Here is a 14,849-nt window from a genome sequence, read left to right on the forward strand (position 1 = left end):
GCCGACCAGCCCACCAGTCTAGCGCTCTGGGGGCGGGCCGAGCGGAGTAGGTCAGACCTTCAGATAGCGCGTGATGGCGAATTGAGCGGAGAAGGCCGCCAGCACCGCGCCGACCACCAACAGGATCGGAACCACCACGAGGGCGTCTTGCATGCCGACGAGGGAGAAGTTGGTCAGACGTTCGCCCAGATAGCCCTGCACGAACCAGTACACGAGACCGAGAACGGCGCCTCCCGCCAGCAGCGATCCCAGCAGAGCCGCGAAAACACCCTCCAGGATGAAGGGCGTTTGAATGAACCGATTGGATGCCCCGACCAGCCTCATGATGCCCAGCTCGCGCCGCCTGGAGAACGCGGAGAGACGGATGGTGGTGGCGATCAGCAGGGCCGCCGCCACAAGCATCAGCGCGGCGATGCCGATCGCGGTGTAACTGGCAACGTTCAGCACGGAGAAGATCTGGTCCAGGTACTTTCGTTGGTCCGCGACGTTCTCCACCCCGGCGACGCCGGACAGAGCCTCTACGAGCACATCCGATTGCGAGGGATCGCCGAGGTTGACCCAGAAGGTTTCGTTCAACTGGTCAGCGGTGACGTAGTCGACCACCGGGTTGTCGGCGAACTGCTTCTTGAAGTTCTCGAAGGCCTGGTCGTGAGTCTCGAAGTAGTACTTGTCGATGAACGGTGACAGGGTAGGGGTCTCGAGCTGCGCCTTGACCGTGTCAATCTGTTCGGGCGTGGCCTCCCCGGCCGTGCACGTCTCACCCGACGAAATGGCGGTGCACATGTAGATGCCCACCTGGGCGCGGTCGTACCAAAAGTTCTTCATCTGCCCGATCTGCATCTGCATCAGGATCGCGGCGCCGACAAAGGTTAGCGAGATGAAGGTCACGAGCACCACGGAAACGACCATGGAAGCGTTGCGGCGCAGGCCGTTGGCTGCTTCGGAGAGCACGAGTCCGAGTCTCATCGGGTGGGCCCTACATTCTGTTCGCCGGTCTGGTCCGGTTTTTCGCCCGGCGCGCGCAGCCCGAGCTTCTCGGCCAGGGTCAACTGCTCCGGTACGTCGTGCTGAGTGATCGGAAGAACCGGCCGGGTCATGGCCCGGCTCAGGTCGGTCATCGAAGCATCGGCGGCGGAATCCGCTTCTGCTTCTGCGTCCGTTTCTGCTTCTGCTTCTGCTTCTGCTTCTGCTTCCACTTCCACTTCCACTTCCACTTCTGCGTCCTCGGACGATTCGTCGTCGAGGGGCGCCGGATCGGCCGGACCCTTCGCGGCTGAGAACGGGGCCGCGGCAGGCTCGGCGACCGGCGCCGGCACGGGAACCGGTGGAAAGGTGAGGGGAGGGTGCGACGCAGGCAGAACCTCGTCAGTGGGCACGGCGGGAGGGGCGGCGGCGGCGGCCGGCGCGAAAATGGATGACGGTGCCGCAGCCGCAGGTGCCACACCCGACGAGCCACTGGGAACCTCTCGGGCGGAACGGCGCCCGGTGCCGGCGGTGGTGGTGGGGATGGCCGCGGTGGCGTAGCCACCCTGGCGCTCGTCGCGCACGATGCGTCCGCCGACGAGTTCGATCACACGGCGCTGCATCTGGTCGACGATTCCGGCCTCGTGGGTGGCCATGATCACGGTCGTGCCGGCGGCGTTGATACGTTCGAGCAGGGCCATGATGCCGGCGCTGGTGGTGGGGTCGAGGTTTCCGGTGGGCTCGTCGGCCAGCAGGATCTGCGGCTTGTTCACGATGGCGCGGGCGATGGCAACACGCTGCTGCTCACCACCGGAGAGTTCGTGGGGCAGGCGCAGCGCCTTTTCGGCCAGTCCGACCATCTCGAGGGTGTCGGGTACGGCTTCCTGGATGAACCCGCGCGACTTGCCGATCACCTGCAGACTGAAGGCCACGTTGTCGAAAACGCTCTTATTCGGCAGCAGGCGGAAGTCTTGGAAGACGACGCCCATGTTGCGGCGGAAATAGGGCACCTTGCGGTTGGAGATCGACCGCAAGTCCTGTCCGAGCACGTGAATGCTGCCGCTGGTGGGCCGGTCTTCCTTCAGCACAAGGCGGAGGCAAGTCGATTTCCCCGAGCCGGAAGCACCGACGAGAAAGACGAACTCTCCGCGCAGCACCTCGACGCTGATGGCGTCCAGTGCCGGTCGGTTCGTTCCCGGATACTTCTTGGTGATGGTGTCAAAACGAATCATGGCCCCTTGAGCCTAGGCAGGCATCTTGATAATTCCTACTCCGACATACCTAACCGGTGACAGACCCGCAGATCAAGGCTCTAACCCTGCGGCGCCTGCTTGCGCCAACGGATGCCGGCGGCGATGAAACCGTCAAGGTCGCCGTCGAACACCTGGCCGGGATTGTTGACCTCGTAGTTGGTGCGCAGGTCCTTGACCATTTGGTACGGCGCGAGCACGTAGCTGCGCATCTGGTCGCCCCAGCTGGCCGTGATCACCCCGGCCAGCTCCTTCTTGGTGGCGGCTTCCTGCTCGCGCTGCAGCAACAGCAGCCGGGACTGCAGCACGCGCATGGCGGCGGCCCGGTTCTGGATCTGGCTCTTCTCGTTCTGGCAGCTCACCACCGTGCCCGTGGGCAGGTGGGTGATGCGCACGGCGGAGTCGGTCGTGTTCACGGACTGGCCGCCGGGTCCGCTGGAGCGGAAGACGTCGACCCGGATGTCGTTCTCGGGCACCTCGATCGACTCGGTCTGCTCGATCAGCGGAACCACCTCCACAGCGGCGAAGGAGGTCTGGCGTTTACCGGCGGAGTTGAACGGGCTCATCCGCACGAGGCGGTGCGTGCCGGCCTCGACGCTCAGCGTGCCGAAGGCGTAGGGCGCATCCACCTGGATGGTCGCGCTCTTGATGCCGGCCTCTTCGGCGTAGCCCACGTCGAGCACCTGCACGGGGTAGTTGTGCTGCTCGGCCCAGCGCAGGTACATGCGCAGCAGCATCTCGGCGAAGTCGGCCGCGTCGACGCCGCCGGCGCCGGAACGGATGGTGATGACCGCCGGACGCACGTCGAATTCGCCGTTGAGGAGCGTGTGCACCTCGAGGTCGCCGAGCACCTTCGTGATGCTCGCGAGTTCCGCGGTGGCCTCGTCAGCCGATTCCTGGTCACCCTCGGCGTTGGCGAGTTCCACCAGCACCTCAAGGTCGTCGAGGCGGGACTCGATGCTCACGATGCGGGCCAGCTCCGACTGGCGATGGCTCAGCTGGCTGGTCACCTTCTGCGCGTGGTCGGAGTCGTCCCACAGATCGGGCGCACCGGCCTGTTCATTCAGGTCGGCGATATCGGTGCGGAGTCGATCGATATCGATCACCGACCGGATGTCGTCGAACGTGGCCCGCAGTGCGGCGATCTGCTCCGAGAATTCCAGCTCAATCATGTCGAACCCCAGCCTACCGGGCCACCCGGTCACGGCATCCGCTCGTGGAGTCCGCTTTCAGCGCCGGATGCGGCTGGTCCGGACCCTGCAAAGGTCCATGCTGACCATTCCGTGTGGCCGCGGTTCGTGCACGGCGGAATGCCCTGCCCGGCGTCAACCAATTCGACGGAGATTCTCGTGTGAAAGCGCTCTTTCGGCCTGCTCAGGGCTGATTCAGGCAGAATCTCCGTCGAATTCGTTCGGGTCGAAGCTGCCGTAAGGGTGCGGACTCGAAACACCAACACCCGCCCGGGGATAACATCGAAAAGCCATGAGTAACGCCGACCGCCCCTTCCAGATGCGTTCCGTCGCACTTGCCGCGTTCCTACCGACCCTCCTGTTCTCGATCGGCGAGGGCGCGATCATCCCGCTGATCCCGATCGTGGCCAACGACCTGGGTGCCACACTCGCGATCGCAGGGTTCATCGCCGCCATGATCATGGTGGGTGAACTGGCCGGGGACATCCCCAGCGGCTGGGTGGTCTCCCTCATCGGGGAGCGCAACGCCATGATCTGGGCATCCTTGCTCACGATCATCGCCGTCCTGATCTGCATCGTCGCTCCCAATCCGCTCGTGCTGGGCATCGGCATCTTCCTGATCGGCCTGGCCACCGCCGTGTTCGCCCTGGCCCGCCACGCGTTCATGACCAGCTACGTGCCTCTGGCCTACCGGGCCCGGGCGCTGTCGACCCTCGGCGGCATCTTCCGCGCCGGCTGGTTCATCGGCCCGTTCATCGCCGCCGCCCTGCTCAGCCTCACCGACAGCACCGAGTCGGTGTTCTGGGTGTTCGTGGTCTGTTGCCTCGGCGCGGCCGCGATGCTGCTCCTGCTGCCCGATCCCGAGAGCACTTTCGGTGGCCCGCAACTGGTGAAGGCGCCCGACGGATCTGTCGTGCCGGCCGGGCGGGAGCTCGCGGCCGAGGAATCCCAGGGGCTGTTCCGCACCATCTGGGGCCACCGAGCGGTGCTCCTGCGCCTTGGCACGGGCGCGGGCCTGATCGGGGCAATGCGCGCCTCCCGCACGGTGCTGCTCCCGCTCTGGGCGGTCAGCATCGGCATCAGCGTCCCCGACATCGCCCTGATCATCGGCATCGCCGGCGCGGTCGACTTCGCCCTCTTCTACGTCAGTGGCCAGATCATGGACCGTTTCGGCCGCCTGTGGACCGCCATCCCGTCGATGATCGGCCTAGGTGCCGGGCACCTCATTCTCGCGTTCACACACGACTTGCCCGGCAACGTGGAGTGGTTCGTCGCCGTGGCCATGATCCTGTCGCTCGCCAACGGCATCGGCAGTGGCCTCCTGATGACGCTCGGCGCCGACCTGGCCCCGAAGAACACCAGCCCGGCACCGTTCCTGGGCGCATGGCGCTTCACCGCCGACCTGGGCGGGGCCGTCGCCCCCCTGGCCGTGGCCGGCCTGACCGCGGTCGCCACCATCTCGATCGCCAGCGTCGTGATGGGAGTGTTCGGACTGTTCGGCGCCGTGATTCTGGGCCGCTACATCCCCCGCTACGCGCCTCGCCGGCCGCGCATGCGTCCCTGACGCTGCCTCGGCCCCGACGCGCTGAACCCGGGGGAATGGGAGTCCGACCGAGGGCGTTTAATGGTCGTATGCCCCTCATCGGAGAATACGAGCCCGGCACCCAGCAGTGGGTGCGCGACCAGGTCGACCTGTACGAAAGCTCCGGAGGCACGGAAGGCACCACCCTGCGCGGGATGCCCGTCATCGTGCTCACCACCCTCGGGGCCAAGTCGGGCAAGCTGCGCAAGACCCCGCTGATGCGCGTGGAGCACGAGGGTGCCTACGCCGCCATCGCCTCCCTCGGCGGCAGCCCGAAGAACCCCGTCTGGTACGGCAATGTGGTGGCCCACCCTCTCATCGAGCTGCAGGATGGCCCCAGCCGTCAGGACATGCTGGCCCGCGAGGTCACCGGCACCGAACGCGCTGCGTGGTGGGAGCGGGCCGTGGCCGCGTTCCCCGACTACGCCGACTACGAAAAAAAGACCGACCGGGTCATCCCGGTGTTCGTGCTGGAAGCGGTTCCCCCCGCCGCTCCCGCTGCCGGCGCTCCCGCCACTACGACTGCCGCCGCGGCTGCTCCCGTCTCCTGACGGTGGCACGCGCGAATACCCGCGGTCCCCGAATCGACCGAATCGTGTTGGCCGGCCTGACCGACTCCGACGGCAGCGACCTCCGCGCCGGTGACAGCCGGGAGGCCGAGCGCTTCAGCGCATGCGACCTGTCCGGCCGGGACCTGACCGGCATCGGCTTCCAGGAGTGCGAGCTGCGCGGAGTCTCCCTCAGCGACACGCAGTTGCGCGGGGCATCCGTCGCCGACTGCGTGGCCGGCGAGCTGCACGCGGCCGTCTTCTGCGCGCCCCGCTCGAGCTGGCGGGACGTCAGGGTGGAGCACTCCCGGCTCGGGTCGCTCGAGCTCTACGAGGCCACCCTGCGCTCGGTGCACATCGACGAGTCCAAGCTCGACTTCGTGAACCTGCGCGGGGCGACGCTGACCGATGTGCTGCTCTCCAACTGCATCATCGAGGAGCTCGACCTCGGAAGCGCCACCGTGCAGCGCTTCGAGATGCGCGACTGCCGCGTCGGCACCCTCGATGTGACCCGTGCCACCCTCAAGGACGCCGACCTACGCTCGAGCGACTTCAGTGCCATCCACGGGCTTGAGGGGCTGCGCGGCGCCACCATCGATGACGCCCAGCTCAGCCTGCTTGCGCCCGTTTTCGCCGCACACCTCGGCATCATCGTCACCTAGCCGAGTCAGTCCCCGAGCCGCGGGCGCTGCGCAGATAGCCCGCCCCTAACGAATTCGACGGAGATTTTGCCGAAATCAGCCCCAGACCCGCTGAAAACAGGCCTTTGAGACAATATCTCCGTCGAATTGGTTCAACGCCGGCCAGCCGGCGACGGATGCCCGCACGCGCCCGATCGGAGAATCGCGCCCGATCAGGGAATCGCGCCCGCGATGATCTCGAGTTCGGATTTCGGCGTTTCGCGCTGGCTGGCGATGGCCGCGCCGGCCGCCACGCACACCACAAGGATGGCGATCTGCTGCTGCACCAGGAAGGTCTCCCCCAGTACCAGCGCGCCGAACAGCGCCGCGATCACGGGGCCGAAGCTGGTGATGATCGCGTAGAGGCGCGGGGTGATGCGGCGCAAGATGAAGGTGTCCAGCGTGTACGGGAACGCCGACGAGAGCACGCCGATGGCGAGCAGCAGCCCGATCACGCCCCAATTGAGGCTCGGCCAGTCGACCGTGAGCAGCGCGAACGGCACCAGCAAAGTCAGGCTGACGACGCTGGCCACGGAAATGCCCTCAAGCCCGGGGAAGGTCACGGCCACCTTGCGGGTCAGCAGAATGTAGGCCGCCCATGACGCCGCCGCGGTCAGGGCGAAGAGGATGCCGAGCAGATTGAGTGCCCCGTCAGACCAGGTGAGCAGGAACACCCCACCGGCCGCCGCGGTGGCGTAGACGAAGTCGAGCAGTCGGCGCGACGAGGCCAGCGCCAGAGCAAACGGACCGAGGAACTCGATCGTGGCCGCGATGCCGAGCCCGAGCAGGTCGACAGCCTCGTAGAAGGTGAGGTTCATCACCGCGAGCACGACACCGAGCGCCAGCGCCGGCCACAGCCGACGCCAGCTGAGGCCGGCCAGTTTTGGCCGGTAAAAGGGCAGCACCGTGGCGGCCATCACCAGCTGCCGCACTGCGACGACGACGGGCGAGCCGACGAGCGGAATGGCCAGACCGGCGAGGGACGACCCGAAGTTGATGCTCACCTCGGTCACGACCTGGGCGCCGGCACCGGTCAGGCGGTCGCGCTCGGCCGTCACGGTTCTCCTCCCCTGCGCCGGGTCAGGCGCGTTTCGCTAACGCTAGCGGAACACCGAGCGCGCCACCGCCGTGACCTCCAGCGGCACCCCGGCCGGCAGCAGCACGGCCAGCACCGGCGGACGCCAATAGGCACTCAGTGAAACCGTGGCGCTTTGCCCGTCGACGGATGCCGCACCGCTCACCCTCAGTCCCTCCATCCGGCCATCCGGGGTGGCTGCGAGAAACTCTTCCACGGCCGTCCGCACTCCAGCAGACGACAGGGAGGGTCGCAACTCCGCGCCCGAGCCGTCGACCGTGACGGCCATCGCGCCCAGGTCGAACGCCTCGGCCCCGGCGAGCGCAGCGCCGTCCGCGAGGGTCAGCAGGCGTTTGCGCTCCAGGTACAGAGAGGTCGCGGCCACGACGACGAGGATCAGCAGCAGGGCGAGGAAGCCGTAGAAGATCGTGAGGATGAGCGTCGATCCCTTCTCGCCTCCGGACCGGATCGGCAGCCGGCGCCGCCACCGCGCCGCCCGCGATCCCGATGGCGTGCCCGCGAGCGCTGCCGCGCAGGCGACCGCCGAGCCTCCGCCGCCGCTCATCCGGCCCGCCAGAAGCGGGACACCGTCTGCGTGGCCTGGGCCTCCAGGGGAACACTGGCCGAGTCGCGCAGTGAGAGGAGGTCCGGCAGCAGCGGCAAGGCCACCCGGATGCGCACGGTGACCGTGACTGTGCTCTGCCGGGTCAGGCATCCGTTCACACCGGCCTCGCAGGCCACGTTTACCTCGGCACCCGCAGGGTCGATGCCGTAGTCCGTGAGCCCGAACTGCACGGCCCGCTCGGCGCGGGCGTTCGCCGCGGCCTCATCGGGCGCCTGGACGTAGACGCGTGCGGCCTGGCGGGCTGCTCCCTCCACGGCGAGGGCGCCGCCCTGCAGCGCCGCCATCGCCAACACCAGGTAGACGAGCGGCGCCAGCAGGATCAGGCCGGCCGTGATGAACTCCAGCGAGGCCGAACCCTGCTCTCCGTTCGCCGACCACACACGCCAACGGCTGACTCGGCCCCCACTACCGCAGGGTCTCGACCGCCGCATGTCCGACCACCTCCAGCCCGCGATCGACGCCGAACAGGGCCAGCAGCGGCAGCGGCGCCACGACGCGCACCTGCACGCTCGGGAACCCGCCATAGTCCCCATAGCTGGCCTCCACATCGGTTGCATACGCAGGCCCGATCGACGTCGTGATCAGCTCGCGGGTGCGTGCCGCACCCTCACCCAGCCCGCTGTCGGCGAGCGCGGCGTACCGGGCTCCCTCGGCGGCGGCGTCAAGCACGGTGTTGCGCACGAGCAGGGTCAGCCCCAGCTGCATGACGCCGAGCGTCAGCGCGGTCAGCAGTGCGCCGACCATCACGAATTCGGCGGCCGCCGACCCCTCCTCACCACCGAGCGATCGGGTTCGGTTCCCCCGCGTGCGCGTCACGGCCGGTCACATTCCGCTGACCCGGTCGATCGCCTGTTGGAACACGCCGCTCAACGCCGGACCGGCCAGACCCCAGATGATCATGACCAGCCCGGCCGTCATCAGGGTGATGAGCACCCATCCCGGAACGTCGCCTCGTTCATCGCCCCCGGCATCGCTCCACCGGTCGCGCACACGTCGCTGCAGTGTCTTCATGATTGACTCACTTTCTCTCGTGGGGACAGTGGTTCTCTCGTGCGCCAGTGGTTCAGTGGTTCAGTGGTTCAGAATCCGCTCTGCAGGATGAACAGGCCGGGGAAGATCGCGAACAGGATCGTCATGGGCAGAATCAGGAAAACGAGCGGCACGAGCATGGCCACCTCTTTCTTGCCGGCCACCTCGATCAGTTCGCGTTTGGCCTCGTCGCGGGCATCCTGCGCCTGGGCGCGCAGCACCTCCACGAGCGGGGTTCCCCGGTCGAGCGCACCCGTGACCTGATCGACCAGCCGGGTCACCGCAGGCAGCGCGATCCGACGTGACAACGCGTGCAGGGCGGTGGCGAGCGGCACCCCGGTGCGCACATCCGCCACCACCCCCGCCAGCTCCCGCGACAATTCGCCCGTGCTCGTGCGCGAGACCCGGGCGAGCGCATCCAGGATGCCCTCCCCCGCCGACAGAGACAGCGTCATGAACTCGAGGACGGTCGGAAACTCGCTCTGCATGCGCGCGAGGCGGGCGGTGGCGGCGCGGCCGAGCATCCAATCGCGGGCCAGCGCGCCGCCCGCCGCGGCTACCACCGGCAGAACGACCTGCACCAGCACCGGCATCGACCGAAACGCCGGCAGGGCAACCACCGCACCTGCCCCGACGAAGAGTCCAGCGAGCGCCCACACCACCTGCTCCGATCGATACTCGTCGGTGCCGCGGACCGACCCCGACTGCCGGAGCCGTCGGGCGATCGTCTCCGTGCCGCCGAGAACGGCGCCGAACGCTCGTTTGAGGGCGCCGAACACGGGCGCGAACAGGGTGCCGAGCACCGGCAACGGATGCACCGTCGTGCGCCCCACGAATAGCCGCGCCTCCGCCGACACGTCGAGGATGTACGGCGCCAGCCTCTGCGCGAGGCGCGGCCGACTCAGCCGAGGCACCAAGCTGGCGAGCGACCAGAGCCCCACGCCCAACGCGGTGCCGCAGAACAGCGCCCAGGCCTGCGCGGCGCTCATTTGAACCACCGGCGTTCCTCGGGCAGCCGTCCCAGCGCCACCATCAGGCGGTAGGCAACCACGGAGACGCCGAGGCCGCCGACGATCACGACGACACCGGCGGAGGTGTTGTACGCAACCGCCGCCTCCGGCCGGGAGGCCAGGAGCAGCAGCACGATCCAGGGCGCGGCCACGCCCAGCCGCGCCGCGTTGACGATCCAGGACTGGCGCGCCTCGACCTCCGAGCGGATGGCGGCATCCTGCCGGAGCCAGGCCGCGAGGCTGCGCAGCACGACCGTGAGGTCGCTGCCGCCTACCTCCCGGGCCATGCGCAGCGTCTCCAGGATGCGGTCGGCCACCGGGTCACCCAGGGAGACCTTGAGCCCGTCGACGGCGGAACCGAAGTTGCCGGTCGCTTGATATTCCCGGGCGAACTCGGCGAAGGCGGGCCGCGTCGACAGCGGGCCAGCCCCTGCCAGGCTGCCGACGCTGTCCGGCAGTGCCAGGCCCGACCGCACCGCTGACACCAGGTGGTCAACGACGTCGGGCCAGACGGCGCGGTTCGCCCGCCGCCGGGCGCGCACCCGCCAGACGACCATCAGCGTCGGCAGCGACAGCCCGGCGAGCGCGGTGACGATCGACAGGGCAGCGATGCCCAGGAGGGCCTGGCTCAGCGCCGACACCGCCAGCCCCAGCACCGCCGAGAGGGCGACGAAGGCCGGCAGCGGCAGGCTGCCGAGTCCGGCCTGGGCGAGGTTCGCCCGCAGCCGTCCCGGCGTGCGGGACCGGGCCTTGCCCCTGGTGCGCGGCCAGAGGAACGGCGCGGCGACCAGGAGCAGCCCGGTGCCGAGCAGAGCCCCGAGTGCGAGCGTCATACGGCCCCGGTCCGCAGCACGATGGCCGGGTCGAGTCCGGCCGCGTGGAACTTGGCCAGCTTCGTCGGATACCCCCCGGTCGGCTCAAGGGCGCCCCGCTGGGCCAGGAAGATCGGGCTGGCCTCGATCATCGCCCCTGACAGTTGGCCGCTCGGCGCAAGGATCTCCGTCACCCGGCGCCGTCCGTGCCGGTCGATCTCGCAGTGCACGACGATGTCGATGCAGCCGGCCACGGTCGGCAGCACGAACGAGGAGTCGATGTTGCGGCCCGCCAGAAGCGGCAGCGTGGACAGTTTGCCGAGCGCATCCCGGGCACTGTTGGCATGGATCGAACACATGCCCGGCAGCCCGCTGTTCAGGGCGATGAGCAGGTCGAGACTCTCGGCTTCGCGCACCTCGCCGACGATCAGCCGGTCGGGGCGCATCCGCAGCGACTCCTTGATCAGGCGGCGCAGGGTGATCTCCCCGGTTCCCTCGAGGCTCGGCTGGCGGCACTGCATCGCCACGACGTCGCGCGCGGCCAGGTCGAGTTCGAACGTCTCCTCCACCGTCACGATGCGCTCGTTCTTGCGCGTGGCCGAGAGCAGGGCGTTGAGCATGGTGGTCTTGCCGGTCTGGGTGGCACCGGAGACGAGGATATTCTGCCCGGCCAGCACGCACATGCGCAGAAACTCGGACGATTGCTGCGTGAGCGACCCGAGCCCGACCAGCTGGTTCAGGTCGCGGATGCGCCGGGTGAACTTGCGAATATTGACCGCCCAGTGCTGGCGCGTGATATCCGGGATGACCACGTGTAACCGCGACCCGTCGGGCAGAGAGGCATCGACGAACGGGGAGGAGAGGTCGACGCGGCGGCCGGAGGCCTGCAGCATCCGCTCGACCAGGTCGCGCACCTCCCGCGCGGTGAGCACCATGGTGGTCAGCTCGGGCACCCCGTCGCGGGCCACGAACACCCGGCTGGGCGCGTTGATCCAGATTTCCTCGATGCCGGGATCGTCGAGGAACGGTTGCAGCGCCCCGAACCCGGTCAGTGAGGCCACGACCTCGCGCGCCGCCTGGCGCTCGTCGGCGATCAGCGGCAGGGAGTTGCCGAGCGCCCGCTCGGCGTAGCGCTGCACCTCGTCGCGCACGTACTGCTCGGCGAGCCCGGAGTTCGACGCCAGGTCGACGCCGTCGCGACGCACCCGAGTGCGAACCTGCTCGGTGATGATGCGCACGGCTTCGCTCATTCCTGCATGATCGCCCATCCCTCGCCGACCACGCCCGACTTATCCACAGCCACGCGCCCGGAGACGTGCAGATCTGGCCGACCCGTGCGGCGATGCGACAGTGCGGTGGCCCCGGTGCCCGGTCCAGAGAGGTGGCCAACGCTCACGGGCGGGGCTCTCCCTCGAAGTACACTGGAAGCGCACTTCGCGGGAGTGGTGAAATTGGCAGACACGCAGGATTTAGGTTCCTGTGCTTTCGAGCGTGGGGGTTCAAGTCCCCTCTCCCGCACATGAGTCACATCTCGGCCCTGGACGGCCAATTGAACGAACTGCTGGAGAGTACCAGCGTCGTTCTGTTCTACCTGCTCGTTTGGGCCCTGGTCTTCGCCGGAACGGCGGTGTTCCTTGGGGTCTTCATCCCGTTCATCACCGGCGACTCCCTGCTTTTCGGCTCCGGCCTGGTGGCTGCATCCACGCCGAGCCTGAGCATCGCCGTTCTGGCCGTCGGAACCGGCATCGCCGCGTTCCTGGGTGACCAGGTCGGTTTCCTGCTCGGGCGCCACTTCGGCCGCTCCTACCTGGACCGCCACGGCGGCCGCCACACCCGCACGGCCATCGCCAAGACGGAGACCTTCTACCGCAAGTACGGCTGGTGGTCAGTGGTCGTCGCCCGGTTCATGCCATGGGGCCGCGTCTTCGTGCCCGTGATCGCCGGCGTCGGCCGCATGAACTACTACACGTTCCTGACCAGCAATCTGGTCGGAGCCCTGGCCTGGGGCGTGGGTCTTACTCTGACCGGCTACTACGCGGCCGCCATCCCTGGCGTGAAGAGCACCGCCTATGTCATCGCCGGGGTCTTCATCACCGCCTCAATCGTCTTCGGCATGCGCACCCTGCTGATGGATCGCGCCCAGAACCGGCTGGATGCCCGCAGCGCGCTCCCCGACGACCCGACAGTGGTCCAGGCTCCCTGACCCACTGCGAGCCCACGGCGCACTGTCGGAAAACCGCGTTAGCCTATAACAGAGCACACAGTGATCCCGCCGCCCGGCCGATCTGACCGACGCCCACAGGAGTTTCTTAGTGATTCATACAGCCCTGCTTCCCACGGCAGTCATCCCCTGGCTCGACCCGGAAGTCCTGATCAACGGGTTCGGACCCTGGGCCCTCCTGGGCGTCTGCGCGATCGTCTTCGCCGAGACCGGCCTGCTGGTGGGGTTTTTGCTTCCCGGCGACACCCTGCTGGTCATCACCGGCCTGCTGACCTTTGCCGGGGTCATCCAGATCGACATCTGGTGGGTGGCCCTGGCCATCGGATTCTCGGCCTTTTTCGGCGGAGAAGTCGGCTATCTGATCGGGCACAAGTTCGGGCCCAGGGTCTTCGAGCGCAAAGAATCCGGTTTGTTCAGCATCAAGAACGTCGAGCGCACGAACGCGTTCTTCGTTCGCTTCGGCGGCGTGGCCGTCATCGTGGCCCGCTTCGTGCCGATCGTGCGCACCTTCGCCCCGGTCGCGGCCGGCGTCGGCCACATGGACTACCGCAAATACTCGCTGTACAACCTGATCGGCGCCCTCCTCTGGGGCACCGGCCTCACCTACTTCGGCTTCTTCCTGGGCTACATCCCGCCAGTCGCAGATTTCGTTCAGAACTACATCGACATCATCTTGCTGGCCGCGGTCTTCATCACGCTCATCCCCACCGTCTTCCACTACCTACAGTCCGCGTCCAGAGCCCGCCGGGACGCGCGCACCGGACGGACCATCCAAACCGGAAGCCTCGTCCTCGACGCCGACGCCTTCGAGGACATCCACAAGCACACGCGCGACGAGCACAAGCACGACCTCTGAGCTCAACGCAGTCGGACTCAACACAGTCCGGGCTCAACACAGTCGGGCTCAACACAGTCCGGGCTGCTCCCGGCGGGTCACGCTACCGGTGCGGGTTCTCCTCGTGCGCCGCGTGCTCGGCCGGCTCGAGCTGGAACGTCGAGTGGTCCACATCGAAATGGTCGGCCAGACACGCGGAAAGCTCATCGAGAAGTGCGCCGGAGCCACCCGAGCCGAGCACCACAGGTTCGACCACGACGTGGGCACTGAAGACGTGGGCTCCGGAGGTGATCATCCACACGTGCACATCGTGCACCGCCACCACGCCGTTCGTTTCCAGCAGGTGCCGCCGGATCTCTGCGACATCCGTTGCGGCCGGCACCGATTCGCTCAGCACCCGCACTACGTCGCGCAGCAGCACGAGGGCTCGGGGCGCGATCATGCCGGCGATGACCAGCGACGCGATCGCATCGGCCTGTACAAAGCCCGTCACCAGGATGACCCCGGCCGCGGCGATGACCGCCACCGAGCCCAGGGTGTCCCCGAGCACCTCGAGGTAAGCGCCGCGCATATTGATCGACGACCCGGCCGCCGGGCGCAGCAGGAGCAGGGACGCAACGTTGGCCAGGAGGCCGATCACGGCCACGACCAGCATGGGAGTCGCCCGCACCTCGCTGCCGCCGGCGTCGACCAGCCGGCCGACGGCGCCGATCACGACAGCGATGGCAACCCCCACCAGGATGAGCCCGTTCAGCAGGGCGCCGAACACCTCGGCCCGTTGGTAACCGAACGTCTGCCGGTCGGTAGCCGGCCGCGCGGCCACCACGGTGGCCGTCAGAGCGATGATCAGACCCGCGAGGTCGGAGAACATGTGGCCGGCATCCGCCAGCAGGGCCAGGGAACCGGTCAGCCAGGCGCCGACGACCTCCACCACGAGCACCGCGGCGACAATCCCGATCGCCACCGACAGACGCGCACGGTTCGTCTGCGAGGTGTGCGCGTGATCATGGCCCATGCCTCCACGCTAGG

Annotated in this window: 17 protein-coding genes and 1 tRNA gene; 6 read left to right on the top strand and 12 right to left on the bottom strand. The window is 67.9% G+C overall.

Annotated features, from left to right (window positions below; translation table 11 throughout):
• Nucleotides 1-51: 51 nt before the first annotated feature.
• The 3 genes from ftsX to prfB all read right to left on the bottom strand — a co-directional run bounded on the left by ftsX (nucleotide 52) and on the right by prfB (nucleotide 3,385).
• Entirely contained in the window at nucleotides 52-966 is a 915-nt protein-coding gene (ftsX, locus tag E3T25_RS01550; RefSeq protein ID WP_134341825.1) for a permease-like cell division protein FtsX, read from the bottom strand.
• Nucleotides 963-2,195 carry a cell division ATP-binding protein FtsE gene (gene ftsE / locus E3T25_RS01555; protein WP_134371723.1) on the bottom strand — a complete coding sequence of 411 codons (1,233 nt, stop codon included), beginning with the start codon at nucleotides 2,193-2,195 and terminating at the stop codon, nucleotides 963-965. Before ftsE ends, ftsX begins: the two co-directional genes overlap by 4 nt.
• An 80-nt stretch (nucleotides 2,196-2,275) precedes the next feature.
• Nucleotides 2,276-3,385 carry a peptide chain release factor 2 gene (prfB, locus tag E3T25_RS01560; RefSeq protein WP_104102756.1) on the bottom strand — a complete coding sequence of 370 codons (1,110 nt, stop codon included), beginning with the start codon at nucleotides 3,383-3,385 and terminating at the stop codon, nucleotides 2,276-2,278.
• A gap of 310 nt (nucleotides 3,386-3,695) precedes the next feature.
• On the opposite strand from prfB, the gene E3T25_RS01565 reads away from it, so the two are divergent.
• The 3 genes from E3T25_RS01565 (at nucleotide 3,696) to E3T25_RS01575 (ending at nucleotide 6,195) form a co-directional block, all read left to right on the top strand.
• On the top strand, nucleotides 3,696-4,967 hold the full coding sequence (locus E3T25_RS01565) for an MFS transporter (RefSeq protein WP_134371725.1): 1,272 nt from the start codon (nucleotides 3,696-3,698) through the stop codon (nucleotides 4,965-4,967).
• A 68-nt stretch (nucleotides 4,968-5,035) separates the two neighbouring features.
• Entirely contained in the window at nucleotides 5,036-5,536 is a 501-nt protein-coding gene (locus tag E3T25_RS01570) for a nitroreductase family deazaflavin-dependent oxidoreductase (RefSeq protein WP_134342960.1), read from the top strand.
• 2 nt (nucleotides 5,537-5,538) lie between these two features.
• Entirely contained in the window at nucleotides 5,539-6,195 is a 657-nt protein-coding gene (locus E3T25_RS01575; protein WP_241980519.1) for a pentapeptide repeat-containing protein, read from the top strand.
• Between the two features lie 191 nt (nucleotides 6,196-6,386).
• On the opposite strand, the gene E3T25_RS01580 is transcribed toward E3T25_RS01575, so the two are convergent.
• The 8 genes from E3T25_RS01580 to E3T25_RS01615 form a co-directional block, all read right to left on the bottom strand.
• The gene (locus tag E3T25_RS01580; protein WP_104193868.1) at nucleotides 6,387-7,271 is read right to left on the bottom strand and encodes an EamA family transporter; all 885 of its coding nucleotides are present in this window, start codon (nucleotides 7,269-7,271) and stop codon (nucleotides 6,387-6,389) included.
• A gap of 42 nt (nucleotides 7,272-7,313) precedes the next feature.
• Entirely contained in the window at nucleotides 7,314-7,853 is a 540-nt protein-coding gene (locus tag E3T25_RS01585) for a pilus assembly protein TadG-related protein (RefSeq protein ID WP_134371727.1), read from the bottom strand.
• Entirely contained in the window at nucleotides 7,850-8,293 is a 444-nt protein-coding gene (locus E3T25_RS01590) for a hypothetical protein (protein ID WP_104171587.1), read from the bottom strand. Before E3T25_RS01590 ends, E3T25_RS01585 begins: the two co-directional genes overlap by 4 nt.
• 25 nt (nucleotides 8,294-8,318) lie before the next feature.
• Nucleotides 8,319-8,729: a TadE family protein gene (locus tag E3T25_RS01595; RefSeq protein WP_233191293.1), complete on the bottom strand. Its 411-nt coding sequence runs from the start codon at nucleotides 8,727-8,729 to the stop codon at nucleotides 8,319-8,321.
• A gap of 6 nt (nucleotides 8,730-8,735) precedes the next feature.
• Complete coding sequence (locus tag E3T25_RS01600; RefSeq protein WP_104100207.1) at nucleotides 8,736-8,924, bottom strand: hypothetical protein; 189 nt, start codon at nucleotides 8,922-8,924, stop codon at nucleotides 8,736-8,738.
• A 68-nt stretch (nucleotides 8,925-8,992) separates the two neighbouring features.
• Nucleotides 8,993-9,931: a type II secretion system F family protein gene (locus E3T25_RS01605; RefSeq protein WP_134371821.1), complete on the bottom strand. Its 939-nt coding sequence runs from the start codon at nucleotides 9,929-9,931 to the stop codon at nucleotides 8,993-8,995.
• Nucleotides 9,928-10,785: a type II secretion system F family protein gene (locus E3T25_RS01610; protein ID WP_134371729.1), complete on the bottom strand. Its 858-nt coding sequence runs from the start codon at nucleotides 10,783-10,785 to the stop codon at nucleotides 9,928-9,930. The genes E3T25_RS01605 and E3T25_RS01610 overlap by 4 nt, the downstream gene beginning before the upstream one ends.
• Nucleotides 10,782-12,014: a TadA family conjugal transfer-associated ATPase gene (locus E3T25_RS01615; RefSeq protein WP_134371731.1), complete on the bottom strand. Its 1,233-nt coding sequence runs from the start codon at nucleotides 12,012-12,014 to the stop codon at nucleotides 10,782-10,784. The genes E3T25_RS01610 and E3T25_RS01615 overlap by 4 nt, the downstream gene beginning before the upstream one ends.
• A 186-nt stretch (nucleotides 12,015-12,200) precedes the next feature.
• Between E3T25_RS01615 and E3T25_RS01620 the strand changes: the two genes are divergently transcribed.
• The 3 genes from E3T25_RS01620 to E3T25_RS01630 all read left to right on the top strand — a co-directional run bounded on the left by E3T25_RS01620 (nucleotide 12,201) and on the right by E3T25_RS01630 (nucleotide 13,841).
• Nucleotides 12,201-12,282 (top strand) — tRNA-Leu (locus E3T25_RS01620).
• Nucleotide 12,283: 1 nt separating this feature from the next.
• Entirely contained in the window at nucleotides 12,284-12,967 is a 684-nt protein-coding gene (locus tag E3T25_RS01625) for a DedA family protein (RefSeq protein WP_134371733.1), read from the top strand.
• A gap of 109 nt (nucleotides 12,968-13,076) precedes the next feature.
• The gene (locus E3T25_RS01630; RefSeq protein ID WP_370295290.1) at nucleotides 13,077-13,841 is read left to right on the top strand and encodes a DedA family protein; all 765 of its coding nucleotides are present in this window, start codon (nucleotides 13,077-13,079) and stop codon (nucleotides 13,839-13,841) included.
• 82 nt (nucleotides 13,842-13,923) lie between these two features.
• On the opposite strand, the gene E3T25_RS01635 is transcribed toward E3T25_RS01630, so the two are convergent.
• Nucleotides 13,924-14,835 (bottom strand): cation diffusion facilitator family transporter, encoded by a 912-nt coding sequence (locus E3T25_RS01635; protein WP_134371735.1) that lies wholly within the window; start codon nucleotides 14,833-14,835, stop codon nucleotides 13,924-13,926.
• Nucleotides 14,836-14,849 lie beyond the last annotated feature (14 nt).

It is taken from the genome of Cryobacterium sandaracinum (assembly GCF_004403415.1).
In the GTDB taxonomy this organism is placed as follows: domain Bacteria; phylum Actinomycetota; class Actinomycetes; order Actinomycetales; family Microbacteriaceae; genus Cryobacterium; species Cryobacterium sandaracinum.